Below are 25,967 nucleotides of genomic sequence, written 5' to 3'. Positions count from 1 at the left end.
CCATGAGCGGCAAGAAATCCTCACTTCCTGACGGCCGGATCCCCGACCGCCTTCCCGACGGCCGCCCGGCCGTGGCCTGGAAGAGCCGGTGGACCGAAGGGGTCCTGCCGCTCTGGATGGTCGCCACCGCCGGTGGCATGGCCGTGATCTTCGTGGTCGGCCTGTTCTTCTACGGCTCCTACGTGGGTGTCGGTTCGGCCTGATCGGTCGCTGGCCAAAGCACGGTCCCAACTGACCCATTCAGTCGGACACATTCAGCGGATCTCCAGAGATCCGCTTTTTTGTTGGCTCTTTCCTTGACGCCGTTTGTCCACCATGGGTTGCCAGCCATGGGCTGGCCTCGGGCAACCGCGCCTCGGTTCAGCCCTGGCGCCGCAGCTCCTCCGACGGCAGCGCCAGGAACGCCTCCCGGCTCAGCACCCGATCCCCTGATCCAGCCTCGGCATCCAGGGGCAGCAGCCGCACCTGATCGGCCCCGGCCTCCTCGTCGCCCAGCACCAGGGCCCAGCGGGCGCCGCTCCTGCGGGCCCGCTTGAGCTGCTTGTCGAAGCCGGCGCCGCTGAGATCCAGCTGCACCGCCAGGGGCGCCCCGGGGCGCTGGCGGCAGCGACGGGCGAGCTCCAGGGCGCAGGCCTCGCCCAGGGCCCCCCGGTTCACCAGGTAGAGGTCAGGCTGGGCGGCCGTCACCGGAGCCTGGGTGCCCGCCTCCATGGCCTGGCTGAGCAGCAGCACCAGCCGCTCCATGCCCAGGGCCCAGCCGATGGCGGGCGTGGGGGGGCCGCCCAGCTGCTCCACCAGGCCGTCGTAGCGCCCACCGCCACACACGGTCGCCTGGGCCCCCAGCTGGCTGCTGGTGATCTCGAAGGCGGTGTGGCCGTAGTAGTCGAGGCCCCGCACCAGGCGCGGGTTGAGCTCGAACGGGATGGCGAGGGCCTCCAGACCCTGGCGCACCCGCAGAAAGCGCCCATGGCTCTCGCCGCTGAGGGCATCGGCCAGGGTGGGGGCTCCGGCCAGCAGCGCCTGGGTGTCGGGGTTCTTGGAATCGAGCACCCGCAGGGGGTTGGTGGTGATCCGGTTCTGGGAATCGGGATCCAGACGCTCCCGATGGGCCTCCAGCCAGGCCACCAGTTCGGCCCGGTAGCGCTGCCGGTCCTCGGGACTCCCCAGGGAATTGAGCTCCAGGGACAGGCCGCCCACCCCCAGGTCCATCAGCAGATCCCAGGCGATGGCGATGGCCTCGACGTCGCTGCGGGGATCGGCGTGGCCGAGGAACTCCAGGCCGATCTGGTGGAACTGGCGCTGCCGGCCGGCCTGGGGCCGCTCGTAGCGGAACATCGGCCCGCCATACCAGAGCCGCTGGGGTCCCTGGGCCACCAGGCCATGCTGGATCGCGGCCCGCACCACCGAGGCGGTGCCCTCGGGCCGCAGGGTGCAGCTGCGGGCGCCGCGGTCCTCGAAGCTGTACATCTCCTTGCCCACCACGTCGGTGGCCTCACCGATGCCCCGGGCGAACAGCTCCGTCACCTCGAGCAGGGGCGTGCGGATCTCCTCGACGGCGGCCCGGCGGAAGTGCTCCCTGGCGGTGGCCTCGATCCGCTGCCAGAAGGGGGTCTGACCGGGCAGCAGGTCGACCATGCCCCGCAGGCTCTGGAGCGGTTTCAAGACGGTGCGGATCGGCGAGCGCCCCATTGTGCCCGAAGGGCTCGGCTCAGACGTCGTGGAAGGCGCGGTACCAGGCGGCAAAGGAACCGATCCCGGACTCGATCGCCGTGGAAGGGCGGAACCCCACCCAGGACTCCAGGGCGGTGGTGTCGGCGGCGGTGGCCGGCACGTCCCCGGGCTGCATGGGCTGCAGATCCCGGATCGCCGGACGTCCGAGGGCCTGCTCGAGCAGTTCGATGAACCGCAGCAGGGGCACGGGCCGGGCATTGCCGATGTTGAAGACCCGGTGGGGGGCGGCGGCCGTGGCGGGATCGGGGTGCAGGGGATCGAAGGCCGGGTCCGGAGTGGCGGGCTTGTCGAGGCAGCGGATCACCCCCTCGACGATGTCGTCGATGAAGGTGAAATCCCGCTCCATGCGGCCCTGGTTGAACACCCGGATCGGTTCCCCGGCCAGGATCGCGCGGGCGAACAGCATCGGCGCCATGTCGGGCCGACCCCAGGGGCCGTAGACGGTGAAGAAGCGCAGGCCGGTGGCCGGCAGACCGTAGAGATGGCTGTAGGTGTGGGCCATCAGCTCATTGGCCTTCTTGGTGGCCGCATACAGGCCACCGGATGGTTCACCGGGTCCTGCTCGCGGAAGGGCATGTGGCGGTTGCCTCCGTAGATCGAGCTGCTGGAGGCATACACCAGATGCTCGACACCCGCGTGGCGGCAGCCTTCGAGCACCGTGCCGAACCCCACCAGATTGCTCTGGATGTAGAGCGCCGGATTGTCGATCGAGTGCCGCACCCCGGCCTGGGCGGCCAGATGCAGCACCCGGGCGGGACGCTCGGCGGCGAACAGGGCCGCCACCGCTTCGGCGTCCACCAGATCGAGCTGATGGAAATCAAAGGCTCCGGCAGGAGCCAGGGCCCGCAGCCGCTCCAGCCGGGCCCGCTTCAGGGCCGGGTCGTAGTAAGCGTTGAGATTGTCGAGCCCCACCACCCGCTCGCCCCGGGCCAGCAGGCGCTCGGCAGCCGCGGCCCCGATGAAGCCGGCGACCCCGGTGACCAGGATCGGCCCCTTCGCCGTCAACGGACTGCCTGCATCCGTTCCCGGAAGTAGGCGATGGTGGGCTCCAGCCCCTCCTCCAGGCTCACCTTCGGCTCCCAGCCGAGCAGCTCGCGGGCCCGGTCGATCACCGGCTGACGCTGCAGAGGGTCGTCCTGGGGCAGGGGCTGGGTGGTGAGCTCCAGCGAGGGCTGAATCCGGTCCCGGACCTTCTCGGCCAGCTGGCGGATGGTGAACTCGCCGGGGTTGCCGATGTTGATCGGGCCGGTGTGCTCCCCGTTCATCAGCCGGATCATGCCCTCGATCAGGTCATCCACGTAGCAGAAGGAGCGGGTCTGGCTGCCGTCGCCATAGAGGGTGAGGGGCAGACCCTGCAACGCCTGAACGATGAAGTTGCTGACCACCCGGCCGTCGTCGGGGAGCATGCGGGGGCCGTAGGTGTTGAAGATGCGCATCACCCGGATCTCGGTGCCGTGCATGCGCTGGTAATCGAAGCAGAGCGTCTCGGCGATCCTTTTGCCTTCGTCGTAGCAGGAGCGGATGCCGATGGTGTTGACGCAGCCCCGGTAGCTCTCGGGCTGGGGATGGACCTCCGGATCGCCGTAGACCTCACTGGTGCTGGCCAGCAGCAGCCGGGCGCCGACGCGTCGCGCCAGCCCGAGCATGTTGTAAGTGCCGAGGAAGCTGGTCTTGGCGGTCTTGATCGGGTTCGACTGGTAGTGCACCGGCGAGGCCGGGCAGGCGAGGTGCCAGATGCGGTCGATCTCCAGGCGGATCGGCTCGGTGACGTCGTGGCGGATCAGCTCGAAGCTGGGGTGGCCCAGCCAGTGGCGGATGTTGTCCTTGCGACCGGTGTAGAAGTTGTCGAGGCAGATCACCTCCTCGCCGGCCTCCATCAGCCGGTCGACGAGATGGGATCCGAGGAAGCCGGCCCCGCCCGTGATCAGATTGCGCCGCGTCACTCAGCCCTCACCCACCCGCCAGACGTTAAGACCCGCCGCCCGGGCGGCCGCGGCATCGGCGATGGCCCTGGCGTCGAACAGCCAGGCCGGACGGCGCATCACCGCCGCGATCGCGCCCCAGTCGAGCCGGGCGTAGTCACGCCATTCGGTGAGGATCAGCACCGCATCGGCTCCGGCGGCCGCCTCCAGCGGCGATGGCGCCGTCTGCCAGCCGCCGTCGGCCGGCGAAGAGGGCTGGCCGAGGTCCTCGGCGATCTGGGCAGCTGACACCTTCGGATCCACGATCACCAGACGGGCCCCCTCCTCGATCAGGTCCTGGCAGATGCGGATGGCGGGGGCCTCGCGGGTGTCGTTGGTGTCCGCCTTGAAGGCGAAGCCCAGCACCGCCAGCCGCTTGCCGGTGACGGTGCCGAACAGGCGCTGGACCACCAGCCGGGCGATGCGGTCCTGCTGCCAGGTGTTGAGGGTCACCACCTGCTCCCAGTAGCCCGCCACCTCTTCGAGCCCGTAGTGACGGCAGAGGTACACCAGGTTGAGGATGTCCTTCTGGAAGCAGCTGCCGCCGAAGCCGGGTCCGGCCTGCAGGAACTTGGCGCCGATCCTGGAATCGGTGCCGATGGCGCGGCCCACCTCGCGCACGTCGGCCCCGGTGGCCTCACACAGGGCGGCGATGCTGTTGATCGAGGAGATCCGCTGGGCGAGATAGGCGTTGGCGGTGAGCTTGGAGAGCTCACTGCTCCAGAGGTTGGTGCGCAGGATCCGTTCCTGGGGCACCCAGGTGCCGTAGATCCCGGCCAGGGATTCGATCGCCGCAGGGTCCTCGCCGCCGATCAGCACCCGATCGGGGGCCTCGAGGTCGGCGATCGCCGTGCCCTCGGCCAGGAACTCGGGATTGGAGAGCACGGCGAAGGTCTTGGCTTGCCGGCGATCGCCCTCCGGGCGGTTCTGCTGGGCGGCCCCCAGGATCGCCTTCACCGTCTCGGCGGTGCGGACCGGCAGGGTGCTCTTCTCCACCACGATCGTGTGGCCCCGGGCGGAGGCGGCCACCTGGCGGGCCGAAGCCTCGATCCAGCGCAGATCACTCGCCTGGCCGGCCCCCACGCCCTTGGTCTTGGTGGGGGTGTTCACCGAGAGAAACACCATGTCGGCGGCGGCGATGGCCGCATCCACCTCGGTGGTGAAATGGAGGTTGCGCCCCCTGGCCCGGCCCACCACCGCATCCAGTCCGGGTTCGTACACCGGCAGGCGGCTCAGATCCGGGTCGTTCCAGGCCGCGATCCGCTCGGCATTGAGGTCGACCACCGTGACCTGAATCCCGGGACAACGGTCGGCGATCACGGCCATCGTCGGCCCCCCCACATAGCCCGCCCCGATGCAACAGATGGTGCGAATCGGCGGATGGGCCGGGTCCATGGGGGATGGCAGTGCTGCGGGGACATTACCGCCATTGCCTGGCTTTGGCCGTGGCCGGGCGGGGAGAGGGCGGTGCCGGAGGTTAAGGACGGGTAAGTTGTGGCCGAGAGCCTGACGGGGGCCGGTCCTTGACCACGGTGCTGCTGACGGGAGGAGCCGGATTCATCGGCAGTCACACCTGTCTGACGCTGCTGGAGGCCGGTCACCGGGTGGTGGTGATCGACGACTTCAGCAACGGCCGTCCCGAAGCCCTGCGCCGCGTGAGCGAACTGGCCGGGCTGGGGGGCTGGCGGCAGCTGTCCCCGGAGCGCTGGGCCGCAGGGGATGGGGGCCCGGCCCGGTTCACCCTGCTGAAGGGGGATGTGCGCTGCCCCCTCGACCTCGACCGGGCCTTCGGGGAGGGGGAGGCGATGGGCGGCGGCGGCATCGCCGCCGTGCTCCACTTCGCCGGCCTCAAGGCGGTGGGGGAATCGATGGGCCAGCCCCTGCGCTACTGGGACGTGAACGTCGTCGGGGCGGTCCGGCTGCTGGAGGCCATGGACCGCCACGGCTGTCAGACGCTCGTCTTCAGCAGCAGCGCCACCCTTTACGGCCTCACCGACCGGGTGCCGATCCCCGAGACGGCCCCGCTGCAGCCGATCAATCCCTACGGCTACACCAAGGCCGCGGTGGAGCGGATGCTGGCCGATGTGGCCGCCAGCACCCCCGGCTGGCGCATCGCCCTGCTGCGTTACTTCAACCCGGTGGGCGCCCACCCCAGCGGGCGCATCGGCGAGGACCCCTCCGGCCCCCCCAACAATCTGTTTCCCTTCCTGTGCCAGGTGGCGGCGGGGCGCCGCCAGCGGCTGGAGGTGTTCGGTGGCGACTGGCCCACCCCCGACGGCACGGGCGTCCGCGACTACTTGCACGTCATGGATCTGGCCGAGGGCCACGGCCGGGCCCTCGAGGTGCTCCAGGCGGAGCCACCCCAGCTGCTCACCCTCAATCTCGGCAGTGGTCGCGGCCACTCCGTGCTCGATCTGGTGCGCAGCTTCGAGGCCACCAACCACCTGACCCTGCCCTACGCGGTGGTGGAACGCCGGCCGGGGGATTCCGCCATCAGCGTCGCCGATCCCCGCGAGGCGTCGCGGCGCATGGGCTGGCGGACCCGGCGCTCCCTGGCGGACATCTGCCGCGATGGCTGGGCCTGGCAGCGCGCCAATCCCGAGGGCTATCGCAGCGACAGCGATCGGCAGGCCGAGCCCGGGCGGGCCCTCATCGAGGTGCAGGGGGTGTCCTGAGGTACAGCCGCATCCCGTGGGCGTGCCGCACCAGCGGAAACCCCACCCGGGCGAGCTGGGCCGTGGAGAGCCGGTTGATGGAGAGATCGCCGTAGCGGCTGACCAGATCGGGCTGCCAGTGGTTGCTGGCCCGGGCGATCCGGCTCTCGTAGGGCGGGTAGGCATCGCGCAGCAGCACCACATCCACCCGCCGCCCATCGAGCCAGGCCCGCAGCGCGGCGGGGGAGGCCAGGGCGCTGCGCAGCCCCGGGTACTGGCCCGTCTCCACCGTGGGCGCCGCCAGCCTGGTGATGTCCCTGGCGGCCAGCGGAACCAGGCACTGGCGCATGCCCAGCACCGCGCCGACGAAGGGATCGCTCAGCAGGGTCCGGCCCTGGAGCCGCGGTTCCCGCTCGCACAGCTCCTGCAGCGGCTCGAGGATCGGCTCGATGGTGGCGCCATCCGCCGGCCGCACCTCCTCCAGGGGGGTGAGCAGGTGGGGCACCTTGGAGGCGAACACATTGGTCTCGCCCTGCAGCCCGAGCGGGACCGCCAGCACGGCGATCAGTCCGGCCAGCAGCACCATCAGGATCCCGCGTGCCCATGACAACCCCCAGAAGCGCTGCCGCCGCCCGACGGGGTCGAGGGCCCGGGCCATCGCCGGGATGCTGATCCAGAACAGACTCGTCCACACCAGCCGGTAGGCGCTGTCCGGCTCGATCAGCTTGAAGACCAGGTCGCTGACGAAGGGGGCCCACCACTCCAGCAGCACCAGCGGCGGCAGCAGCGCCAGGGCCAGCACCGCGCCGGGGACGGGACGCCGGCCCCTCCAGGCCACGGCACAGGCCAGGGACAGCCCCAGGGCCGCCAGAAACACCGGCTCCCAGGTGGCCACCGGCAGACTGGGCCAGAAATAGAAGAAGCGGTGGCCCAGAAGCCGGTAGTCGTGGACGAAGCGCATCGTCTCCGGCCAGGCGTAGAAGGAGGCGAGCCGCTCCGGCCAGGGAAGCCTGTTCAGGGCCAGCAGCACCAGGCCCGCCAGCGCCAGAGAGACCCCTAGTCGCCGCCGGGAGGGCCAGACCACCAGGCTGGCGGCCGTGGCGACGATCAGCAGGTTGACCGTCAGGAAGGCGGTCACGCCATGGGCGTGATAGGCCAGGTAAGCGGCCCCCAGCAGCAGCGCCGTCGCCGCGCCCAGCGGGCGGGCGCCCGGCCAGCACGGCCGCTGCAGCAGCCGCAGCAGCGGCGTGGCGGCGGCCAGCAGCAGGGCCAGTCCGGGCAGGGTGCCATTGAGGGCGATCTGGTGGAAGAAGGAGAAGTTCTGGTGCCCCATGCCCAGCAGGAACAGCAGGGCCGTGAGCCAGGCGAGGGCCACCCGGCCGGTGAGGCGCAGGCAGAGCTGGCAGCTGGCGGTCAGCACCAGGAAGGTGTTCAGCGCCGCCACCAGGCTGGCCCGCCATGGGGCCAGGGCGTCGGGGAAGCCGAACAGATAGCTGGCCGCGGTGAAGAACCAGTTGGCCGGGGCCCGGTAGCGCACCGGGTCGAGGCGCACCGTGTCGAGCAGGTCGCTGCCGAAATAGGTCGTGTAGTAGACGAAGCCATCGGAGGGAAACTCCAGCACCACCCCGCGCAGGGCCAGGGCGATGGCACACACCAGCGCGGGGGCCAGCACCGCCAGCAACGGCCGCCCCAGGGCCGGGTCGGCCAGCCGCTGACGCCAGCGCTGCGGCCGGATCCCCACGGTTACCGCCACCACAAGCAGGTCGATCACGACCAGCAGCCCATAGGCCTGACGCAGCGTGGGCCCCGCCGGCAGCAGGGACAGCCAGCCGATGGCGGCCCAGGAGCCCACCCCCAGCAGCAACATCTGCCAGCTGGGCCGGCGCCAGCGCCATCCCCACAGCAGCGGTGCGGCGATGGCCAGCAGCAGCGGCAGAAAGGGTTGGGTCAGCGCTGCCATTCGGCGCAGGGGAAGCCGCTGCCCCGTGACCCTAGGGGACCTGCCGGGATGGCCCGTTGCGGCGACGGCTCAGGGCCGCTCGTCCCGCAGCCGCTCCCCCCGCAGCTCCCGCAGGCGCTCCCCCAGGGCCGGTCCCGGCCGCAGGCCGGCGGCGATCAGCTCGCCCGCCGACACCGGAGAGGGGAGATGGCGCCAGCGGCACCACCAGCGCAGCAGGGGCCGCCGCGGCAGGGCCCCGCTCACCAGCGCCAGGGCGACGGCCTCGGCGGACCAGCCGGGCCGCTCCAGGAAGGGGGTCCAGGCCTCGGCCGTGGCGGGTGGCGCCTCCAGGGCCGGCCAGCCCTGACGCAGCAGGGCCAGCTGGGCCAGCAGCCGCTGCTGCCCGTGGGGGAGCTGCAGCCGTGCCGCCACGGTCACCGCCGACGTGCTGCCGGCTAGCAGGGCCGCCAGGGGAGGGAGGCCGCAGCGCCGGGCCCAGCGGAGGCGGCGGCGCCAACCCCTGTCGTTCTGCAGCGCCGGATCCACCAGCACCAGGGCGCCCCACGCCTGCAGACAGCCCAGCGCCGCCTCCCACGGTTCCCGCTCCAGCAACAGCTCCAGCTCCATCCGCAGCCGCGTGCCCAGGGCGGGCGGCACCCGTCCGCTGCCGGCGCCACGGCTCGCCTCCCCCCAGGGCCAGCGCGCCAGGGTGGCGCGGAGCTGCTCCAGGCTGGCGGGGGCCAGGCTGAACCCCAGCCGGGCGGCATAGCGGGCGGCCCGCACGATCCGGGTGGGATCGTCCTCCACACTCCTGGGGTGGAGCAGGCGCAGCTGCCGCCGGCCCAGGTCGGCCCGGCCGCCATGGGGATCGAGCAGGGACAGGCTGGGTCCAGAGCTGGCGAACACCAGGGCCATCGCGTTGATGCTGAAGTCGCGGCGGGCGAGATCCTCCTCCAGGGACCCGTCGATCACCACGGGGTTCTCCCCGGGGGCCGGGTAGGTCTCGCGGCGGGCGCTGGCCAGGTCGAGCAGGATCCCGTCCAGCTCCAGCTCGACGGTACCGAAGGCCTGGTGAAACTGGCAGAAACCCACCGCCGCGGCCGGGACATCCGCCAGCAGGGTTTCGGCCAGGCGATGGGCCGCCGGGCGCGGATCGGCCGGATCGGCCCCCGGGGCCAGCTCCACCACCAGGTCGATGTCCGGCAGGCCCCGAAGGGGATCGCGATGCACCCGATGCAGCAGCAGATCGCGCACGGCGCCACCCACGACGGCCAGCACGGCGCAATCCGCCGACCGATGGAAGGCGGCCAGCAGCCGGGGGGGCAGGGAGAGCTCTCCGGCATCGATCGCGGAGACCGTCATCGAGGCAGGCCCATGGAGCGCTGTCCAGAAGGCGCAGGGTACACTCGGGCCAACGACATCGTGCGACATCCCGATACATAAACCTCGGGAAGGTGTCCGCCTGTCATTGCTCCTGGAAGCCGCCACGGGCAGACGTCACGGGCAATCACCACAGCCCGTCGGCACGGCCAGCCGCCCGCCCATCGCCAGACCATCCACCGATGGGCCGAACCAGTGACGGCAAGCACCAACAACGACATCCAACAAGTCACATCCAAACCGCATGACTGACAGCGCCAAGAAAATCATCAAAGCGCCTCTTGGTATCTACAAAAGAATCAAGATCAAGGCGTTTATTCTGGTTGATTATCTTACGTCTCTGTGCGAGTACTGGCTTGGTCCCAACGGCTCCCGCAGCAGTCCATCGAGGCGGCTGATGCCCATTGGGAAGCCGTCCGTCGATGGCTCCACACCAACACGCATTGCTGTCTTCGTTGCCTATTCAAAGCGGCTGACACTGTCGAACAGGGCCTATCTCGAAGCGCTCAACAAAGCCGGCTTTGCAGTCCTCTACATCAACAACGAAACCACGGAGGAGGGGTCGCTTGATGCCATCAGCCAGCTGAGCTGGCGCGCCTTCAACAGGCGCAACATCGGCCGGGACTTTGGTGGCTTCAAGGACGGCATTCTGCTGCTTCTGGAGGAAGGCCACCTGCAACGATGCCAGCTCCTCTGCGTCGTGAATGATTCGATGCAGTTCATCCCAGGCAGGAATGCCGATGCCCTGGTCAGGTCCGTGGAGGCCTTCGCCAGCTCCGACCGGAAAGCCCTCTTCAGCCACATCAGCCATCAGATTCAGACCCACTATCAATCCTATTTTCAAGTTCTCAAGCCCGAAGTCTTCCTCGCCAAGCCATTCATCCGTTTCTGGAAGAACTACTTGCCTTTGTCCCATCGGGGCCACTGCATCTACAAGGGGGAAATCGAACTGTCTCAGCAGGTCTACCGACGCTTCAATCCCGTCGAGACCCTCTACACCAGCGACAAGCTACTCGAGGCCATCGAGCAGTCCTGCCCGGAGAAAACGGGAGTGCCCGCTGGGGAAGTCTTCCGGCTGATGCCCTCTCCGGCCAGGACGTCGCAGATGAAGAAGATTGGCTACTCTCTCAACCAGCTGATGGCGAAAAGCGATAAGAACGAGCATCTTTCTCGTGTGGAACTCTATAGCATTCCTGATCTGATTGAGAATGGCAATCCCAGTCACATCGCAGCTTTTCTCTATCCCTTCTATCTCCACTGTCCATTTGTGAAGCATGACCTCGGAACCGCAGGCAGCTACACGATGGCCCAGGCCATCAGCCTGTTCAAGGAAGCTCTTCTCGATTCCATGGGGGAAGAACGCCAACAGGAGATCAAGGCACTCGCGGATGAATTCCGTGATCTCATCTACGCACGTGGCGTTCCCCTGAGCTACAACAACCGGCTGCGCGAAGCCGCCTTGAAGGGCATCACAGGCGCCTTCGTCTATCCCTCCACCTATCAATGACCGGCGGGCGGGCGCTGCAGGCGATCCATTTCATCACGATCAATTATCACTGCAGTGATTTCATCATCGGGCTGATCGAGCACACGTTCGCCTCAGGGGACCCCGATCTGCACTTCATCGTCGTCAACAACTCGCCCCGGGACGCCGGCCTGCGGCACTGGCTCCCTTCCACGCCGAACCGCCAGCGGGTGACCCTGATCGAGGCCGGTGGAAATCTCGGCTTCGGCAGCGGCTGCAACCTGGGGCTCGCCCACGTGTGGCAGACCGACCGGCAGGCGGTGGCCTGGCTGATCAACCCCGATGCCCGCCTCGATGCCGGGGCGATCGCCTACGTCCGGCAGTGCCTGCGCGACGACGAACGGATCGCCCTGCTCGGCACCCGGATCCGGGACCCCCAGGGGGATGTCTGGTTCAGCCACGGCAGCTTCAACCGCTGGACCGGCCAGGTCGGCCATCGCTTCCCCGGCGACGACTGCCGCCCCCTTCCGGTGCGCACCTGGCCCACCCGCTGGATCTCCGGCTGCAGCCTGATCTTCCGCCTGGGGGTGCTGCGGGACTGCCCCCAGTTCGACCCCCGCTACTTCCTCGACTACGAGGACGCCGACATCTGCGAGCGCCACCATCGGCTCGGCTACCGCCTGCGGGTCACCCAGGCCGTGCTGGTGGAGCATCAGGTGTCCGCCATCACCCAGCGGGCCCCCCGGGCCAAGTACCAGCACGCCACCTTCAGCAAGCTCTACTTCCTGCACCGCCACGCCACGCCGCTGGCCCTGCTGCTGAACCTGATCTATTACGCCGTCCGCCCCCTGAGCTTCTGCCTCTCCGATCCGGAGCGGGCCCGGGGCCGTTGGTGGGGGCTGGGGGATTTCCTGCGCTGGTGCTGGCGGCGGCTCCTGCGCCGGCCGGAGCCGCCCCACCCGCGCACCTCCTTCACCGTTTCATCCTGAGGAAGCGGCCCGCCAGGGCCCGCAGGGTGGGCCAGCGCTGGGCCGGCGGACAGTAGCGCCAGAGGATGGCGGCCACCGCCGGCAGGTAGAGGTGGGACTTGGGGTGGAAGAAAGTGAACAGCAGCCCCCGCAGGCTGCCCAGGGGCAGGCGTTTCTGCTCGTCGCCGAAGTCGTTGAGGACCACGACCCCCGGGGTCACCCGGGCCTCGACGCCCCGGCGGACCGCCCGCATCACCCACTCGGAATCGGCGTGATAGTGGGGCAGCCAGCGGGCGTCGTAGAGGCCGACACGGCCAAAGACCTCCCAGCGGATCAGCACCCCGTTGCCCGGCATCGCCTCGGCGGGGAGCACCTCGGCGGCCGCCAGCGCCGGATCCAGCTGGCTGGCCAGCTCGTCGTGGTGGGACAGGCGCAGGAAGCGGTCCGTGCCCCAGTCGGTGCGGGTGCCCAGGGCCCAGATGCGCCCGGGCTCGGCCAGCAGGTCGATGCGGCTGCCGAGGATGCCGCAGCCGTGGCGCTGGGCCAGGGCCACCATCCGCTCCACGTAATCGGCCGGGACGACGGCGTCATCGTTGATGGTGAGCACGTAGTCGGTGCCGGCCGCCAGGGCCCGCCGCACGCCGCGGTTGGTGGCACCGGCCCAGAAATCCCTGTCCCCGGCCGCCACCACCGTCACCTTCGGATGCAGCCGGCGGATCGCCGCCACGGTGCCGTCGCTGGAGTTGGCATCGACCACCACCACCCGCAAAGCGCCGTGGGTCTGGCCGGCCATGGCGGCCAGGAAGCGCAGGGTGGTCTGGCGGCGGTTGCGGGTGGGCACCACGGCGGTGACCAGCGGCAGGGTCATGCCGGCTCGATCGGGGCCAGGCGCGGGTCGAGGATCTTCGGCCCCATGCCCTCGAACTTCACGGCGATGGAGGTCTTGTCGCCGCTGCCGAACAGGTGGGTGACCTGGCCCTCGCCGAAGCTGCTGTGCCGCACCCGATCCCCCACGGCCCAGGTGCGCGGTGCGCCGCGGCGGCGCACCGCATTGGCGGGAATGCCGGCCGACCCACCGGCCGCGACCCGCTGGCTGTCGTCCCGATCCACCCGGGTGAGCCGCTCCAGCCGCTGCTCCCGCCGCAGGGCCGCGCCGCCGCTGCGGGGGATGTCGCCCTGCAGCAGGGCCTCGGGCAGCTCGGAGAGGAACACCGAGGGCACCGCCGGCTCCCGCATGCCGCCCCAGAGCCGCCGCTCGCTGGCATGGGAGAGGAACAGCCGTTCCTTGGCCCGGGTGATGCCCACGTAACAGAGGCGACGCTCCTCCTCGAGGGCGGCGGGGTCCTCCAGGGAGCGGTAGCTGGGGAACAGGCCCTGCTCCAGCCCCACCAGGAAGACCACCGGAAACTCCAGCCCCTTGCTGGCATGGAGGGTCATCAGCGTGACCCTGTCGGCTTCGGTGTCCTTGCTGTCGGCGTCGCTGGCCAGGGCGGCGGAGGCCAGGAAGCCCTCCAGGGAACCCTCCTCGTTCTCCTCCTGATACTGCAGGGCCGCATTGACCAGCTCCTGCAGGTTGCGGCGCCGCTCCTCCGATTCATCGGTGGCCTCGGCCAGCAGTTCGGCCAGGTAGCCGCTCTGCTCCATCACCCGCTGCACCAGCTCGGAGGGGGGGGCATCCTGGAGGCGGCGGCTGAGGTCGGTGATCAGCTCCTGGAACTGCAGCACCCCCCGGGCGGAGCGGCCGGCGAGGGAGCGGACGGCCTCCGGATCGCTGACCACCTCCCACAGGGGGAGCCCCAGCTGATTGGCCGCATCGGTGAGCCGCTCGATGGTGGTCTTGCCGATGCCCCGTCGGGGCACGTTCAGCACCCGCAGCAGGCTGACGGTGTCGGCCGGGTTGACCAGCAGGCGCAGGTAGGCGAGCACATCCTTGATCTCGCGCCGGTCGTAGAAGCGCAGGCCCCCCACCACGATGTAGGGGAGCCCCCAGCGCACCAGCGACTCCTCCATGGCGCGGGACTGGGCGTTGGTGCGGTACAGCACGGCCATGTCGCCCCAGCGCAGATCGGGGTGGGACGCCTCCAGCATCCGCATCCGGTGCACCACCGCCTCGGCCTCGGCGATCTCGTCGTCGCAGCGGGTGAGGCTGATGGGCTCCCCCTCGCCGCGGGTGGGGCGCAGCACCTTGTCGATCCGCTCGCTGTTGTTGGCGATCAGGGCGTTGGCCGCCTCCAGGATCGTGGCGGTGGAGCGGTAGTTCTCCTCCAGCTTCACCATCGTGCCGGTGTCCCCGTCGAGGGAGCCGTCGCCGAACTCCTTCTGGAAGCCCATCAGGATCGTGAAGTCGGCGGCCCGGAAGCTGTAGATGCTCTGGTCGGCGTCGCCCACCACGAACACCGAGCGCCCCTCCCAGTCGTCGAATGTTTCGGGGGGATGGCCGTTGGCCACCAGCAGCTTGATCAGGTCGTACTGGGTGCGGTTGGTGTCCTGGTACTCGTCCACCAGCACGTGGCGGAAGCGGCGGTGCCAGTAGTGGCGGATCTGCTCGTTCTGCTGCAGCAGCTGCACCGGCATCAGCAGCAGGTCGTCGAAGTCGAGGGCGTTGTTGGCGGCCAGGGCGCGGCGATAGCGGCGGTAGGCCTCGGCCTCATGCTTGCCGCGGGGGCCGGGGTGCTCCTCCTCGAGCCGCTCCGGCAGCCAGCCCTGGTTCTTGGCACTGCTGATCGCCCAGCGCACCTTCTTGGGCTCGAAACGCTTGGGGTCGAGCTGCATCTCCTGGGTGACGATCTCCTTGACCAGGCTCTGGGCGTCGCTCTCGTCATAGATGGAGAACTGGCGCGTCCAGGTGAGTCCCTCGGGGTCGCGGAACTTGTCGATGTCGAAGCGGAGCAGCCGGGCGAACAGGGCGTGGAAGGTGCCGATCCAGAGGTCCTTGATCACCTCCCGGTAGATACGGCTGCGCAGCTGCTTCTGCTCCCGGGCCGGCAGGGTGCTCCAGGGCTGGCCGAACTGGCTCTGGGCCAGCCGCTGGGCCAGCAGCACCTCCAGCCGCTCCTTCATCTCCCGGGCGGCCTTGTTGGTGAAGGTGACCGCCAGCACCTGGGCCGGATCGACGCCGTGGTGCCCGATCAGATGGGCGATCCGGTGGGTCAGGGCCCGGGTCTTGCCGCTGCCGGCCCCGGCCACCACCAGCAGCGGGCCGGTGTGGTGATCGACCGCCCGCCGCTGGGCCTCGTTCAGACCGGCCAGAAAACTCACAGGCTCCGGCGGAGAAGGTTGAAATCGGACCCTAGCAGCCCCCTCCCGATGGGCGGGCCGGTCCCGACAGATGCGGGTCGCTCAGCTAGAGAAGGCGGCGCGAGTCTGTCGATGGGAGCAATAGCCTTCCAGCCACAGATTCCTCCTCAACACCATCAACCGAGCGGGCTGGATAGGCGGCGTTCAAAGGAGGCCAGATCATTGAAGGTATCCGAGCGCTGGCGGAGCTGGTCGAAGGTTCCAGAGGCCTTGATGCGCCCAGCCTCGAATTCGAAGATGCAATCCGAGCGCATCACGGTGGAGAGCCGGTGAGCGATCACCACCAGGGTGCAGCGGCGTCCGATCACCTCGATGGCATCCATCACCTCGGATTCGGTGCGGTTGTCGAGAGCACTGGTGGCCTCATCCAGCACCAGGAACTTGGCATTGCGGTAGAAGGCGCGGGCCAGGGCCAGCCGTTGCCGCTGGCCTCCGGACAGACGGATGCCGTTGTCACCAATCGGCGTGAACAGACCGAGGGGGAGGTCGGCGACGATGTCGGCGAGCTGGGCGGCCTGGAGGGCCTCCCAGACCCGCATCTGATCGACCTCATCGACCTCCTCGGCGAAGGCGATGTTCTCGATGATGTTGCTGTTGAGCAGGTTGATCGCCTGGGGAACGTAGGCGCAGTTCGCCTGCCAGGCCGGTACATCGGCCTCGTCCACATCGATGCCGTCCAGCTGGAGGGTGCCCGAGGTGGGACGCAGCAGGCAGAGGAGCTGGTTGGCCGTGGTGGTCTTGCCGCTGCCGGTGGCACCGACGAAGGCGACACGGGACCCCACCGGAATCGACATGGAGACGTCACGAAGGACATCCGTGTCCGACCCGGGATAGCGATAGGAGATGTTGTTGAGACGGATCACCCGTTTGGGCATCACACCATCCGGGGAGGGCACACCCTCGGAGCGAATCGTGAGGCGGGCCTCGGGAAGCTCGATCAGCTTGAGCGTTTCCTCCAGGTCGGGCAGGCCGGCCCGCAGGGAGGTGATGGCGCGGAAGCTGTCCTGCAGGGGAGGGGTGAGCTTGAGGGAGGTGACCGCCACCGTGGCCAGGAACGGAATGATCTTCAGCAGCGCCCCAGGGTCGGGATTCGAAAGCAGGGGCAGCATCCCGGCCGCGAAGATCATCGTGATCCCGAGCGGCTCGATCAGGGCTCGCGGGGTCTCGGGCAGGACATCAGCCTTCCAGATGAAGGGGATGGTTTCACGGCCGGCCTGTTGGTAATGGCGCTCGAAGTAGGGCTCCGAGCCGGTGAGCTGCACATCGAGAATCGTGCGCATCGATTCCGAAAGGATCGTGTTGGTGCGCACCTCCAGCAGGATCCTCTGACGGGCGGCAAAGCGCAGGAACGGGGTGATGGCGGTGGAGATGAGCAGATAGCCGCCCAGCAGGCCAACGATCAGCACAACGGCCATCAGCTTGCCGACGATCAGCATCCCGGCGGAGAGCAGGGCGATCACGAACACACCACTGGCCAGCTGCAGCAGGGGCAGCACGACGATGTCGGCGACGCGCGACACGTTGATGAGAACCATCGAGGAGATATCTGACTTCGATTCGCCCAGAAAGTAGACATAGGGCTGGGCGATCAACTTGCGCTGCGCCATATCCGATAGATCGCGCCAGATTGACGCCTTGAGCCGCAGCTGAAACGCCCGCAGCAGCAGCTTGGAGAGCGAGGAAAACCAGGCGGCCGCCACGAAGGCCACCACCAGCACCACCACCTTGACCCGGGGATCTTCCGGTACCAGGCCCTCCCAGGGGATGGAGGGGCGGTTCTCTCCGCCGACGACGACCGTGAACAGGCGAGCCACCAGGGCCACCACCACCAGATCGGCCACCCCGGCGAGGATCGCCAGCGGGATGAGACGCATCAGCGCCCGCTTGCGGCGACGCGGCAATTGGGCCAGAAGTCGCACCAAACTCTTGAAGGTTTGGCTTTTGCGAAACATCTGGTCAGACTTTTGCGGAAATCGTACCCGTGCGGCCAGAAGGGCCGTCGCCACGCCAGCCAGTCAGTTCAGTGATCGCCACATGGCCGAAAACCGGCGCCGCCACTGGTCGATCCGCAAGGCCAGCAGGGGGGGCGAGCGCAGCGGCGACGCCCCTCCCCGCAGCAGGTGGGTCCAGTGGGCGTCGATGGCCTCCAGGGCCGAATGCCAGCGTTCCTGCAGCACCGGCTCGCTGCAGGCCTCCAGCAGGCTGGCGAGGCGGCCCGGCGGCGGCAGCCACGCCAGCGGGTCGGCCACCGCCGCCTGGATCCGCTCCAGGTCGTTCTCCAGGCTGCCGCAGCCGATCTGGTGGCCCACCACCCCCGGGTCAAGGCTGTCGGCCAGGGCGTGGTTGAGGCTGCTGAACACCACGCAGCCGCAGGCCATGGCCTCCAGCGGCGGCAGGCCGAAACCCTCGCTCACCCCCCGGCCGCGCCAGTAGTCGGCGGAGTCGTAGAGCACGACGGCCGCGCTGTTGAACAGGTCCACCAGGTCGTCCACCCAGCCGCTCTGCACCTCCACCCGCAGCCCCCGCCGGCGCAGGGCCGGCACCAGCCGCTCCAGGACATAGCGGCTGTTCTTGCGCTGCTGCACGAGCACATCGATGGGGCGGCCGACGCCCGCGGGGGCCGCCCGATTGCCCCGCTCCAGCCACTGGGGCTGGAGGGCGTTCGGCACCAGGAACAGGGGATGGCGGGGGGCCCTGTCGCCCCAGTAGCCGAGGGTGTTGCGGCTCACCGCCAGCACCGGCACCCCGGGCGGCAGCGAAAACCCGTAGCCGCTGCTGTGGGCGTGGTAGGCCACGGGCCGTCCCAGCAGCTGCCGCATCAGGCGGGGCACATCAAAGCCCCAGCTGACGACCCAGAGGGCGTCCCCAGGCGCCGACTCCCGGGCCAGCAGGTCAGCCAGGAACGGGTGGTCGGGCTCACGGTTCCGGTAGGTGACCACCTCGGTGGGGGTCAGCTGGGAGGTCAGCCGGGCGGTCTGCAGTTCCACCAGCAGGCCACCGCCGCGGAAGCGGCCGGTGGTGCCGGGAAGCAGGAAGCGGATCGGGCGCACGCGGTTCGAAAGGGCGGCGGCCGCCGCCGGCCTGGCAAACCTAGGCGGGCACGGCCTCGGTGCTGCCGGTGCGGGTGCGGCGGGTGAGGAAGCCGAACAGCACCTTGCCGATCGCCGCCACCAGATTGCCTTCCAGCTCCTGGAACATCTTCATGTTGCAGTGGAAGGCCTCATTGGCCTCCGCCACGATCCGGTCGGCCATGGCCTGGTCGATGGGCAGGCTGTCGAGGGTGGCGCGGTAGTTGGCCTTGAAGGCCTTCTCGTCGTCGATGGCGTCGAATTCGTAGAAGCGCAGGCCATCGTGCTCCCCCAGGTTCATCGCCTTCTGGGCGATGTTCTTGAGGATCTGGCCACCGGAGAGGTCGCCGATGTAGCGGGTGTAGTGGTGGCCGACCAGCAGTTCGGGGCACTCCCGCGCCACCTGGTGCAGGCGGGCCACATACTCCTGGGCCCCGGGGGTGGCGCGGATCTGCTGGCGCCAGTCACCGCCGAAGTAGAAGGTGAGATCAGCCTCGAGGGACTCGCGGCGGTTGAGCTCGGGGGAGGCGATCGGACCGACCACCGGATGGTCGGCCAGCTTGCCGATCTCCTCCTCCATGGCGCTGTAGACGAACCACAGGTCGGCCACCAGGGTGCGATAGCTGGCCTTGTCGACGACCCCCTTGAGGAAACAGCTCACGAAGCCGGTGTTCTCGGCCATGGTGTGGGCTTTCTTCGTTCCCTCACGGAGTTGGGAAGCAAGGGCGACGGGCATGGGATCGGGAGGCTGCGCGGGCAGACGTCCAAACGTAGGTGGGGCCTGCAGGACGGCGCGGCAAGGTTGCGAAGGATTACGCGGCCCGGCTGCCGCCGGCCGACACATCGCCGAAGAGATCGAACAGCTCGCGGCACACCTGCTGCAGCACGCCGACCACCTCCTCACTGGGGAGATGGGAACCCGACGGCTGCCAGTCCCCCACCGTGGCCAGGCGCCAGCGCTCCGATTCGTAGGTGAGGCCGCGGATCAGCACGCCGAGCAGCCGTGGCCGTTCGCCGGACCCGACCGGCGCCCGCTCCAGACGCAGCTGCACCAGCAGCGAGCGGCACTGCAGACGGGGACTCCAGCCGGGGAAGTGGAAGGAGAGATCCAGCGTCTCCCGTTCATCGAAGGCCCGGGTGAGGGGATCGTCGCGCCAGGGGGTGAGGTTGGCCCGGGCGGCGGGGAAATGCAGGCGGAAGTGCCCCACCACCGCGGCGATCGCGGCGGCCAGTTCCACCGATCGGGCCTGGTCGGCCGCATTCATGCCGTTTCCCCTGAGCAGAAAGCCAATGTCCCCGAAACCTAGGCTCATCGGCGCGTTCCGTGCCGACTCAATGGCCACATACGAGAAGCTCACCGTCCCAGCCAGCGGCACGGCGATCCGATTCGAGGGCGGCCAGCCGATCGTTCCCAACGACCCGATCATTCCCTTCATCCGCGGCGACGGCACCGGCGTGGACATCTGGCCCGCCACCCAGCGGGTGCTGGACGCGGCCGTGGCCAAGGCCTACGGCGGCGAGCGCCGCATCGAGTGGTTCAAGGTGTATGCCGGCGACGAGGCCTGCGAGCTCTACGGCACCTATCAGTACCTGCCCCAGGACACCCTCACGGCGATCGAGCAGTACGGGGTGGCCATCAAGGGCCCCCTCACCACCCCGATCGGCGGCGGCATCCGCTCCCTCAACGTGGCCCTGCGCCAGATCTTCGACCTCTACTGCTGCGTGCGGCCCTGCCGCTACTACGACGGCACCCCCAGCCCCCACAAGCGGCCCCAGGACCTGGATGTGGTGGTCTACCGCGAGAACACCGAGGACATCTACATGGGGATCGAATGGGAGGCGACGGATCCTGTCTGCCTCGAGCTGATCGCCCACCTCAATGACACGGTGATCCCCGCCAACGGCAAGCTGGGCAACCGCCGCATCCCGGCAGGGGCCGGCATCGGCATCAAGCCGGTGAGCAAGGCCGGCACCCAGCGCCATGTGCGCAAGGCCATCCGCCACGCCCTGGGGCTGGAGGGCGCCAAGCGCCACGTGACCCTGGTGCACAAGGGCAACATCATGAAGTTCACGGAGGGGGCCTTCCGCGACTGGGGCTATGAGCTGGCCACCACCGAGTTCCGCGACCAGTGCATCACCGAACGGGAGAGCTGGATCCTGGGGAACCTGGAGGAGAAGCACGGCCTCAGCATCGAGGACAACGCCCGCCTGATCGAACCCGGCTACGACAGCCTCACCCCCGAGAAGAAGGCGGCTGTCGACGCGGAGGTGAAGGCCGTGATCGACGCCATCGGCGCCAGCCACGGCGACGGGAAATGGAAAGCGATGGTGATGGTCGACGACCGCATCGCCGACAGCATCTTCCAGCAGATCCAGACCCGGCCCCAGGAGTATTCGGTGCTCTGCACCCTCAACCTCAACGGCGACTACATCTCCGACGCGGCGGCGGCGGTGGTGGGCGGCCTGGGCATGGCACCGGGGGCCAACATCGGCGACAACGCGGCGATCTTCGAGGCCACCCACGGCACCGCCCCCAAACACGCCGGCCTCGACCGCATCAACCCCGGATCGGTGATCCTCTCCGGCGTGATGATGCTCGAGTACATGGGCTGGCAGGAAGCCGCCGACCTGATCACCGCCGGGATCAGCGCCGCGATCGCCAACAAGGAGGTCACCTACGACCTCGCCCGGCTGATGGAACCCCGCTCCGAGGCCGTCAGCTGCTCCGGCTTCGCCGAAGCCGTGGTGCGCCACTTCGGAGGGTGAGGGCAGGGGGCGAGCCTCCACCCTCAAGGAGCTGGTCGGAGTGGGCCTGCGGATCCATGGCCACCGCTTTATGGTCCAACCCTGATCCGTCATCCTCGGGATGCTGTCTGCAAGGAACTGGAAGTCCCAAGCGACTGGACAGTTGATCAGGGTGCTGCCGAAGCGGGTGCAATTGGCCACCTGCTACCGCCAGGTGAATGGGTTCGCTCCCGACCTTCGCCACCCCCGGTTGCTGAGTGAACGGATCCTGCATCGAATCCTGACGGACCGCGATCCACTGCTGCACACCTTCTGCGACAAGATCGCCGCGAAGGAGTGGATCGCGGCCCGCATTGGATCGGACCGTACCCCGCGCACTCTGGCGGTCGCCGAGAGCCTTGAGGCCCTGACCGCCCAGCCCCTGCCGGAGCGCTGGATGCTCAAGGCCAGCCACGGATCCGGTTGGTACCAGCTAGTGGCCGCCACCACCCAGGGCCTCGATGCGCTAGTGCAGGAGCAGGCACGCCGCTGGTTGGCCGCCGACTTCGCCGATGCGTACCAGGAATGGGGCTACAGGGGGGTGCCGCGCCGGCTCCTGGCCGAGGAGATGCTCAGCTTCGGCGGCGGACAGTGCACGGAAATCAGCGCGTTCTGCTTCCGCGGCCGGGTCGGGGGGGTGCGACTGTTCCGACAGGAATCCGCTCTTGCCCCCCGCCGCAGCATCCAGCGGCATCTGCCTCGCGCCAAGGAACTGTTCCTCGATGGGGCCCTCCAGCCCCTGCCGCTGGTGCGGCCGCACTACGAGCACTGGCCGGCCCTCAGCGGCACCGACCGTCAGCCGCTGGGGGACTTCCTTGCCCTTGCGGAGAAGCTCTCCGTCGAGACATCCTTCCTGAGGGTCGACGGCTACATCAGCGAACGGGGTGCCCTAGTGGGCGAACTGACGCCCTACCCGGGGGCTGGGATCTGGCTGAGGCTGCCGCGGGAGTGGGATGCCTGGTTCGGCGCCTTCTGGAACTGAACGGCCACGGGCGTGGGGCCCGCGCGAGCGATCACAATGGGCCCCATGAGCCTTCCGTCCATCGCGACCAGCGGATCCCCGGCTGCCGGGGCGCCCGGGGCCGGCTTCATCGCCGCCGACCCCTGCGTCCACTGCGGCTTCTGCCTGCCCACCTGCGCCAGCTACCGGGTGCTGGGCACCGAGATGGACTCACCCCGGGGACGCATCCATGCCCTCAAAGCCATCGACGCCGGGGAGCTGGTGCTCGATGCCACGGTGGCGAAGCATTTCGACACCTGCCTGGGCTGTTTCGCCTGTGTCACCGCCTGCCCGGCGGGGGTGCGCTACGACGAACTGATCGAGACCATGCGGCCGCGGCTGAACGCCCCCGAGCTGCGCAGCCCCGGCCAGCGCACCTTCCGACGCCTGCTGTTCGCCCTGCTCCCCTACCCCGGGCGGCTGCGGGCCCTGCTGGCCCCCCTGCGGGCCTACGCCGGCACGCCCCTGCAGGCCCTGGCGCGCCGCAGCGGCCTCACCCGCCTGTTCGGTCCGCAGATCGCGGCGATGGAGACCCTGCTGCCGCCCCTGCCCGCCCAGTCCTTCCGTGACGACTGGCCCGTGCTGGTGGCGGCGGTGGGGCCCCGCCGCCACCGGGTCGGGCTGGTGCTCGGCTGCGTGCAGCGGGTCTTCGAGCCGGGGGTGAACGCCGCCGCCGTCCGGGTGCTGGCCGCCAACGGCATCGAGGTGGTGATTCCCCCTGATCAGGGCTGCTGCGGGGCCATGACCCACCACCAGGGCGAACTGGAGCAGACCCGGGAGCTGGCGGCGGCCCTGATGGCCAGCTTCGAAGCGGTGATCGGCCCGGGGCGACCGGCCGGCCCCGAACCCCTTGATGCCCTGCTGGTGGCCGCCTCGGGCTGCGGTCACACCCTGAAGGCCTACGACCAGATCCTCGGCACCCGCCACCCCGTTCTGGGGAGGGTGGCCGACCTGCAGGAATTCCTCGACACGGTCGGGCTCAGCGAGGGCTTCCAGGCGGGTCTGCGGCCCCTGCTCCACGACGACGGCACCCCCGCCAGCGCCGAGCGCCCCGTGCAACTGGCTTATCACGATGCCTGCCACCAGCTCCACGGCCAGGGCCTGGCGGCCCAGCCCCGGCGCCTGCTGGGCCGGATTCCCCATGTGCGGATCCGCGAGGCCACCGAAGCCGGCGTCTGCTGCGGCAGCGCCGGCATCTACAACCTGGTGCAGCCGGAGGAGGCCGCCGAACTGGGGCGGATCAAGGCCGCCGATCTGAGCGGCACGGGCGCCCAGCTGGCCGTGAGCGCCAACATCGGCTGCACGCTGCAGATCCGCCAGGCGATGGGGGCGCAGCCGCGACCGCTGCCGGTGGTCCATCCGATCGAACTGCTCGATCGCAGCTACGCCGGTCCGGCCTGAGTGTCCATCCAGCGCCAGGCCTCCCACAGGGTGCCCGGGTCGCCGAGATTGCCGGGGAAGGTGAGCACGGGCAGGGGCTCCTTCCGGGCATCAGGGGCTGGCTCGGTGGCGCCGTCGGTGGCAGCCAGCACCAGCGACAGGCCCGGCAGCAGCTGTCCCTGGAGCTCCACCAGCTCCAGGGACAGCCCGTCGGCCAGGAGGGTGTGGGTGGTGATGCCCCCCTTGCTGATCAGATAGCCCAGGGCGGGAGCCACGGCGGCGGCCAGCCGGGCCATCACCCCCGCCAGGGCCAGGCCCAGCGCCCGGCGCTCGCCGGCATGGCGGCAGCGGGCCTCGCCACGGCTGGTGTAGAGCACCGGCGTGCGGCCCCCGGCCAGCACCTCCGCCAGGCGCCGCCCCCAGGCCTGCTCCAGGGAGGCCAGCAGCAGGGCGGGTTCCGGGCCCTCCAGCAACCGCTGGACCTTGGCCACCTCCAGTTCCACCCCGACGCAGTCAGGCTCCGCCAGCAGCCGTTCGAGCTGCCGGTCGGCCAGGGGCACGTGGGAGCCCACCAGCACCAGCCCCGGCAGGGGGCCGGCGCCGCCACGGCGGCGCAGTCCGGCCAGGGCCGCCGGCGCCAGCGGCTGGGGCGGCAGCGACGCCAGGGCCTGGATCAGGCTGGCGGCGCTCTGGAACAGGAAGCGCCGGGGGCGCCCAGCACCGGGGCCATCGCCTCGGCCGATGGCGGGGCCCTGCTCCGCCGGGGATCCCGCGATCAGGCAGCGCACCGCGGCGGCCAGGGACGCCAGCTGGCCCTCGGAGGCGCCGTCCACCGCCACGCAGACATTGCGCTCCAGGCGGGCCAGGCGGCGGAGGAGGGCGGGGCCGCCGGTCTCCAGTTCCCGCCAGCCGATGCGGTCCACGGCGCTGGCCGGGATGCGGCCGCCGCTCTTCTCCTCCACCCAGTCCGGCAGATGGCTGGTGCCGTAGGCGAACAGTCCGTCCCGGGCGAAGGGGCTCTCGTGCACGGGCCGGCCCTGGAGCCGATGCACCCCATCCACCGTGGTGCGCCCCCCCTCGAGGAAGGCCGGCACCAGCAGGGTGGCGTCGAAGGGGCCAAGTTCGGCGGCGATCACCTCCACCTCCAGCGGGAAGTGCCCCCGCAGGGTGGAATCGCCGCGGCTCACCACGATCCAGCCGCCGATGCGGCCGGCGGCGACGGCCTGGGCAAGGGCGGGCCCCAGGGCGCGGCAGATCTCCCGCACCCGCTCCGCCGCCGCCGCCGGCGCCAGGGCGCGGGTGTTGGCCAGCAGGAACAGCAGCGGCGACGGGTGGGCCAGGCCGGCCGCCAGGGTCCCGGCGTCCCAGCGCAGCAGCAACGGACAGCCGTGCACGGTCTGGGAGCCGGTGGGGTCGTCGTCGATGACGACGATCTTGAGCCCGGGTCCGGGGTCGAGCGTTGCCTGCGCCATGGCACCATCGTGCCGTGATGCGACCTGAGCCCAGTGAGCTGCAGGAGCTGGTGCGGGACCTGCACCGGCAGGGTTCCGCCTGGCTGCCGGCGGGCCTGGGCACCCGGCTCGACTGGGGCCCGCCCCTCCAGGCCCCTTGCACGGTGGTCAGCTGCGCTGCCCTGCGGGGCGTGCGGGAGTTCAATCCCGGCGACTTCACCATCACCGTGGCCGCTGGCACACCACTGGTGGAGGTGCAGGACGCGCTTGGACACCAGGGGCAGTGGCTGTCCGTGGATGCCCCCTGGGGAGACGACGATGGCGCCGCCGCCGGCAGCATCGGCGGCCTGGTGGCCCGGGGCCTGGCGGGGGGCTACCGCCAGCGCTACCTGGGGGTGCGCGACCAGCTGATCGGCCTGGCGCTGATGCGGGCCGACGGGGTGACGGCCAGGGCCGGCGGCAAGGTGGTCAAGAACGTGGCCGGCTACGACCTGATGCGGCTGTTCACCGGCAGCTGGGGCTCCCTGGGCCTGATCACGGAGCTGACCCTCCGCACCCTGCCCCGGCCGCCCCTGCGGCGCAGTGTCTGCTTCCAGGGGGGGGCGGAGGACCTGGCCGGCCTCAGCCGCTGGCTGCTGGGCTCCAGCCTCAGCCCGGAGCGGATCGACTGGTGGAACGGCAGCCTCGCCGCCGCTGCCGGGCTGGACCCGGATCCCCTGCTGCTGATCGGCCTGGCCAGCGTCGATGCCGCCACCCTCCAGGAGCAGGTGCGCTGCCTGCAGGAGCGCTGCAGCCTTCCGGCCCGGGTGCTGGATGGCGCCAGCACCGGCGCCTGGCTGGCCCGCGCCCGGGGGGGCAGCGGCGCCGAGCCTGCGGCCCCCGCACCTCC

General features: G+C 69.8%; 20 protein-coding genes and 1 pseudogene. 8 read left to right on the top strand and 13 right to left on the bottom strand.

Translation table 11 applies throughout. The annotated features are described in order from the left end of the window. Window positions 1–2: 2 nt before the first annotated feature. Window positions 3–203 (top strand): photosystem II reaction center protein J, encoded by a 201-nt coding sequence (locus tag KBY81_RS07640; protein WP_015109703.1) that lies wholly within the window; start codon window positions 3–5, stop codon window positions 201–203. Between the two features lie 157 nt (window positions 204–360). Here KBY81_RS07640 and hisS read toward each other — a convergent pair whose 3' ends face one another. From hisS to KBY81_RS07620, 4 genes and pseudogenes are all read right to left on the bottom strand, one after another. Further along, the gene (hisS, locus tag KBY81_RS07635; RefSeq protein ID WP_396103669.1) at window positions 361–1,689 is read right to left on the bottom strand and encodes a histidine--tRNA ligase; all 1,329 of its coding nucleotides are present in this window, start codon (window positions 1,687–1,689) and stop codon (window positions 361–363) included. Between the two features lie 19 nt (window positions 1,690–1,708). Beyond that, window positions 1,709–2,736: pseudogene (locus KBY81_RS07630) on the bottom strand (NAD-dependent epimerase/dehydratase family protein). Next, entirely contained in the window at window positions 2,733–3,674 is a 942-nt protein-coding gene (locus KBY81_RS07625) for a UDP-glucuronic acid decarboxylase family protein (protein ID WP_106221066.1), read from the bottom strand. Before KBY81_RS07625 ends, KBY81_RS07630 begins: the two are co-directional and overlap by 4 nt. Continuing rightward, complete coding sequence (locus KBY81_RS07620; protein ID WP_254976136.1) at window positions 3,675–5,087, bottom strand: nucleotide sugar dehydrogenase; 1,413 nt, start codon at window positions 5,085–5,087, stop codon at window positions 3,675–3,677. It abuts the gene before it with no gap. Between the two features lie 128 nt (window positions 5,088–5,215). On the opposite strand from KBY81_RS07620, the gene galE reads away from it, so the two are divergent. Further along, a complete protein-coding gene (gene galE / locus KBY81_RS07615; RefSeq protein WP_254976134.1) occupies window positions 5,216–6,367 on the top strand; it encodes a UDP-glucose 4-epimerase GalE in 1,152 nt (383 codons plus the stop codon). Here galE and KBY81_RS07610 read toward each other — a convergent pair. After that, window positions 6,342–8,306 (bottom strand): hypothetical protein, encoded by a 1,965-nt coding sequence (locus KBY81_RS07610; protein ID WP_106221071.1) that lies wholly within the window; start codon window positions 8,304–8,306, stop codon window positions 6,342–6,344. The two genes, galE and KBY81_RS07610, sit on opposite strands and share 26 nt — an antisense overlap. 69 nt (window positions 8,307–8,375) lie before the next feature. Further along, entirely contained in the window at window positions 8,376–9,647 is a 1,272-nt protein-coding gene (locus KBY81_RS07605) for a CCA tRNA nucleotidyltransferase (protein WP_254976132.1), read from the bottom strand. A gap of 262 nt (window positions 9,648–9,909) precedes the next feature. Here KBY81_RS07605 and KBY81_RS07600 point away from each other — a divergent pair, with 262 nt between their 5' ends. Together KBY81_RS07600 and KBY81_RS07595 are read left to right on the top strand one after the other, a co-directional pair. After that, window positions 9,910–11,172, top strand: coding sequence for a hypothetical protein (locus tag KBY81_RS07600; RefSeq protein ID WP_146134604.1), 1,263 nt, complete (start codon window positions 9,910–9,912; stop codon window positions 11,170–11,172). Then, complete coding sequence (locus KBY81_RS07595; protein ID WP_254976130.1) at window positions 11,169–12,119, top strand: glycosyltransferase; 951 nt, start codon at window positions 11,169–11,171, stop codon at window positions 12,117–12,119. The genes KBY81_RS07600 and KBY81_RS07595 overlap by 4 nt, the downstream gene beginning before the upstream one ends. Here KBY81_RS07595 and KBY81_RS07590 read toward each other — a convergent pair. The 6 genes from KBY81_RS07590 to KBY81_RS07565 all read right to left on the bottom strand — a co-directional run bounded on the left by KBY81_RS07590 (window position 12,103) and on the right by KBY81_RS07565 (window position 19,728). Then, the gene (locus KBY81_RS07590; protein ID WP_254976129.1) at window positions 12,103–12,966 is read right to left on the bottom strand and encodes a glycosyltransferase family 2 protein; all 864 of its coding nucleotides are present in this window, start codon (window positions 12,964–12,966) and stop codon (window positions 12,103–12,105) included. The two genes, KBY81_RS07595 and KBY81_RS07590, sit on opposite strands and share 17 nt — an antisense overlap. Further along, a complete protein-coding gene (locus tag KBY81_RS07585) occupies window positions 12,963–15,356 on the bottom strand; it encodes a UvrD-helicase domain-containing protein (RefSeq protein ID WP_106221081.1) in 2,394 nt (797 codons plus the stop codon). Before KBY81_RS07585 ends, KBY81_RS07590 begins: the two co-directional genes overlap by 4 nt. Before the next feature lie 155 nt (window positions 15,357–15,511). Continuing rightward, complete coding sequence (locus KBY81_RS07580) at window positions 15,512–17,269, bottom strand: ABC transporter ATP-binding protein (protein WP_219904203.1); 1,758 nt, start codon at window positions 17,267–17,269, stop codon at window positions 15,512–15,514. Between the two features lie 141 nt (window positions 17,270–17,410). Continuing rightward, entirely contained in the window at window positions 17,411–18,445 is a 1,035-nt protein-coding gene (locus KBY81_RS07575) for a glycosyltransferase (RefSeq protein ID WP_254976128.1), read from the bottom strand. A 40-nt stretch (window positions 18,446–18,485) separates the two neighbouring features. Continuing rightward, window positions 18,486–19,199: a heme oxygenase (biliverdin-producing) gene (locus KBY81_RS07570; protein WP_015109717.1), complete on the bottom strand. Its 714-nt coding sequence runs from the start codon at window positions 19,197–19,199 to the stop codon at window positions 18,486–18,488. A 76-nt stretch (window positions 19,200–19,275) separates the two neighbouring features. Beyond that, entirely contained in the window at window positions 19,276–19,728 is a 453-nt protein-coding gene (locus KBY81_RS07565; RefSeq protein ID WP_106221087.1) for a hypothetical protein, read from the bottom strand. A gap of 70 nt (window positions 19,729–19,798) precedes the next feature. On the opposite strand from KBY81_RS07565, the gene KBY81_RS07560 reads away from it, so the two are divergent. The 3 genes from KBY81_RS07560 (at window position 19,799) to KBY81_RS07550 (ending at window position 23,648) form a co-directional block, all read left to right on the top strand. Further along, entirely contained in the window at window positions 19,799–21,229 is a 1,431-nt protein-coding gene (locus KBY81_RS07560; protein ID WP_254976126.1) for an NADP-dependent isocitrate dehydrogenase, read from the top strand. A 172-nt stretch (window positions 21,230–21,401) separates the two neighbouring features. Continuing rightward, on the top strand, window positions 21,402–22,229 hold the full coding sequence (locus KBY81_RS07555) for an ATP-grasp fold amidoligase family protein (RefSeq protein ID WP_254976125.1): 828 nt from the start codon (window positions 21,402–21,404) through the stop codon (window positions 22,227–22,229). A gap of 45 nt (window positions 22,230–22,274) precedes the next feature. Next, the gene (locus tag KBY81_RS07550) at window positions 22,275–23,648 is read left to right on the top strand and encodes a (Fe-S)-binding protein (RefSeq protein ID WP_254976124.1); all 1,374 of its coding nucleotides are present in this window, start codon (window positions 22,275–22,277) and stop codon (window positions 23,646–23,648) included. On the opposite strand, the gene KBY81_RS07545 is transcribed toward KBY81_RS07550, so the two are convergent. Next, complete coding sequence (locus tag KBY81_RS07545; protein WP_254976123.1) at window positions 23,630–25,099, bottom strand: four-carbon acid sugar kinase family protein; 1,470 nt, start codon at window positions 25,097–25,099, stop codon at window positions 23,630–23,632. The genes KBY81_RS07550 and KBY81_RS07545 overlap by 19 nt on opposite strands. A gap of 17 nt (window positions 25,100–25,116) precedes the next feature. Here KBY81_RS07545 and KBY81_RS07540 point away from each other — a divergent pair. After that, on the top strand, window positions 25,117–25,967 hold an 851-nt coding region (locus KBY81_RS07540), incomplete at its 3' end, for an FAD-binding oxidoreductase (protein WP_254976122.1).

Source organism: Cyanobium sp. Lug-B (assembly GCF_024345635.1).
GTDB lineage: Bacteria > Cyanobacteriota > Cyanobacteriia > PCC-6307 > Cyanobiaceae > Cyanobium > Cyanobium minutissimum.
This window is presented reverse-complemented; position numbering and strand designations above follow the sequence as displayed.

Excerpts from the sequence above, each read along its gene's own strand:
- KBY81_RS07640 (WP_015109703.1), top strand. The coding sequence starts at position 3 with ATGAGCGGCAAGAAATCCTCACTTCCTGACGGCCGGATCCCCGACCGC.
- hisS (WP_396103669.1), bottom strand. The coding sequence starts at position 1,689 with ATGGGGCGCTCGCCGATCCGCACCGTCTTGAAACCGCTCCAGAGCCTG.
- KBY81_RS07620 (WP_254976136.1), bottom strand. The coding sequence starts at position 5,087 with ATGGACCCGGCCCATCCGCCGATTCGCACCATCTGTTGCATCGGGGCG.
- KBY81_RS07610 (WP_106221071.1), bottom strand. The coding sequence starts at position 8,306 with ATGGCAGCGCTGACCCAACCCTTTCTGCCGCTGCTGCTGGCCATCGCC.
- KBY81_RS07605 (WP_254976132.1), bottom strand. The coding sequence starts at position 9,647 with ATGACGGTCTCCGCGATCGATGCCGGAGAGCTCTCCCTGCCCCCCCGG.
- KBY81_RS07600 (WP_146134604.1), top strand. The coding sequence starts at position 9,910 with ATGACTGACAGCGCCAAGAAAATCATCAAAGCGCCTCTTGGTATCTAC.
- KBY81_RS07595 (WP_254976130.1), top strand. The coding sequence starts at position 11,169 with ATGACCGGCGGGCGGGCGCTGCAGGCGATCCATTTCATCACGATCAAT.
- KBY81_RS07590 (WP_254976129.1), bottom strand. The coding sequence starts at position 12,966 with ATGACCCTGCCGCTGGTCACCGCCGTGGTGCCCACCCGCAACCGCCGC.
- KBY81_RS07580 (WP_219904203.1), bottom strand. The coding sequence starts at position 17,269 with ATGCGTCTCATCCCGCTGGCGATCCTCGCCGGGGTGGCCGATCTGGTG.
- KBY81_RS07570 (WP_015109717.1), bottom strand. The coding sequence starts at position 19,199 with ATGCCCGTCGCCCTTGCTTCCCAACTCCGTGAGGGAACGAAGAAAGCC.
- KBY81_RS07565 (WP_106221087.1), bottom strand. The coding sequence starts at position 19,728 with ATGAATGCGGCCGACCAGGCCCGATCGGTGGAACTGGCCGCCGCGATC.
- KBY81_RS07560 (WP_254976126.1), top strand. The coding sequence starts at position 19,799 with ATGGCCACATACGAGAAGCTCACCGTCCCAGCCAGCGGCACGGCGATC.
- KBY81_RS07550 (WP_254976124.1), top strand. The coding sequence starts at position 22,275 with ATGAGCCTTCCGTCCATCGCGACCAGCGGATCCCCGGCTGCCGGGGCG.
- KBY81_RS07545 (WP_254976123.1), bottom strand. The coding sequence starts at position 25,099 with ATGGCGCAGGCAACGCTCGACCCCGGACCCGGGCTCAAGATCGTCGTC.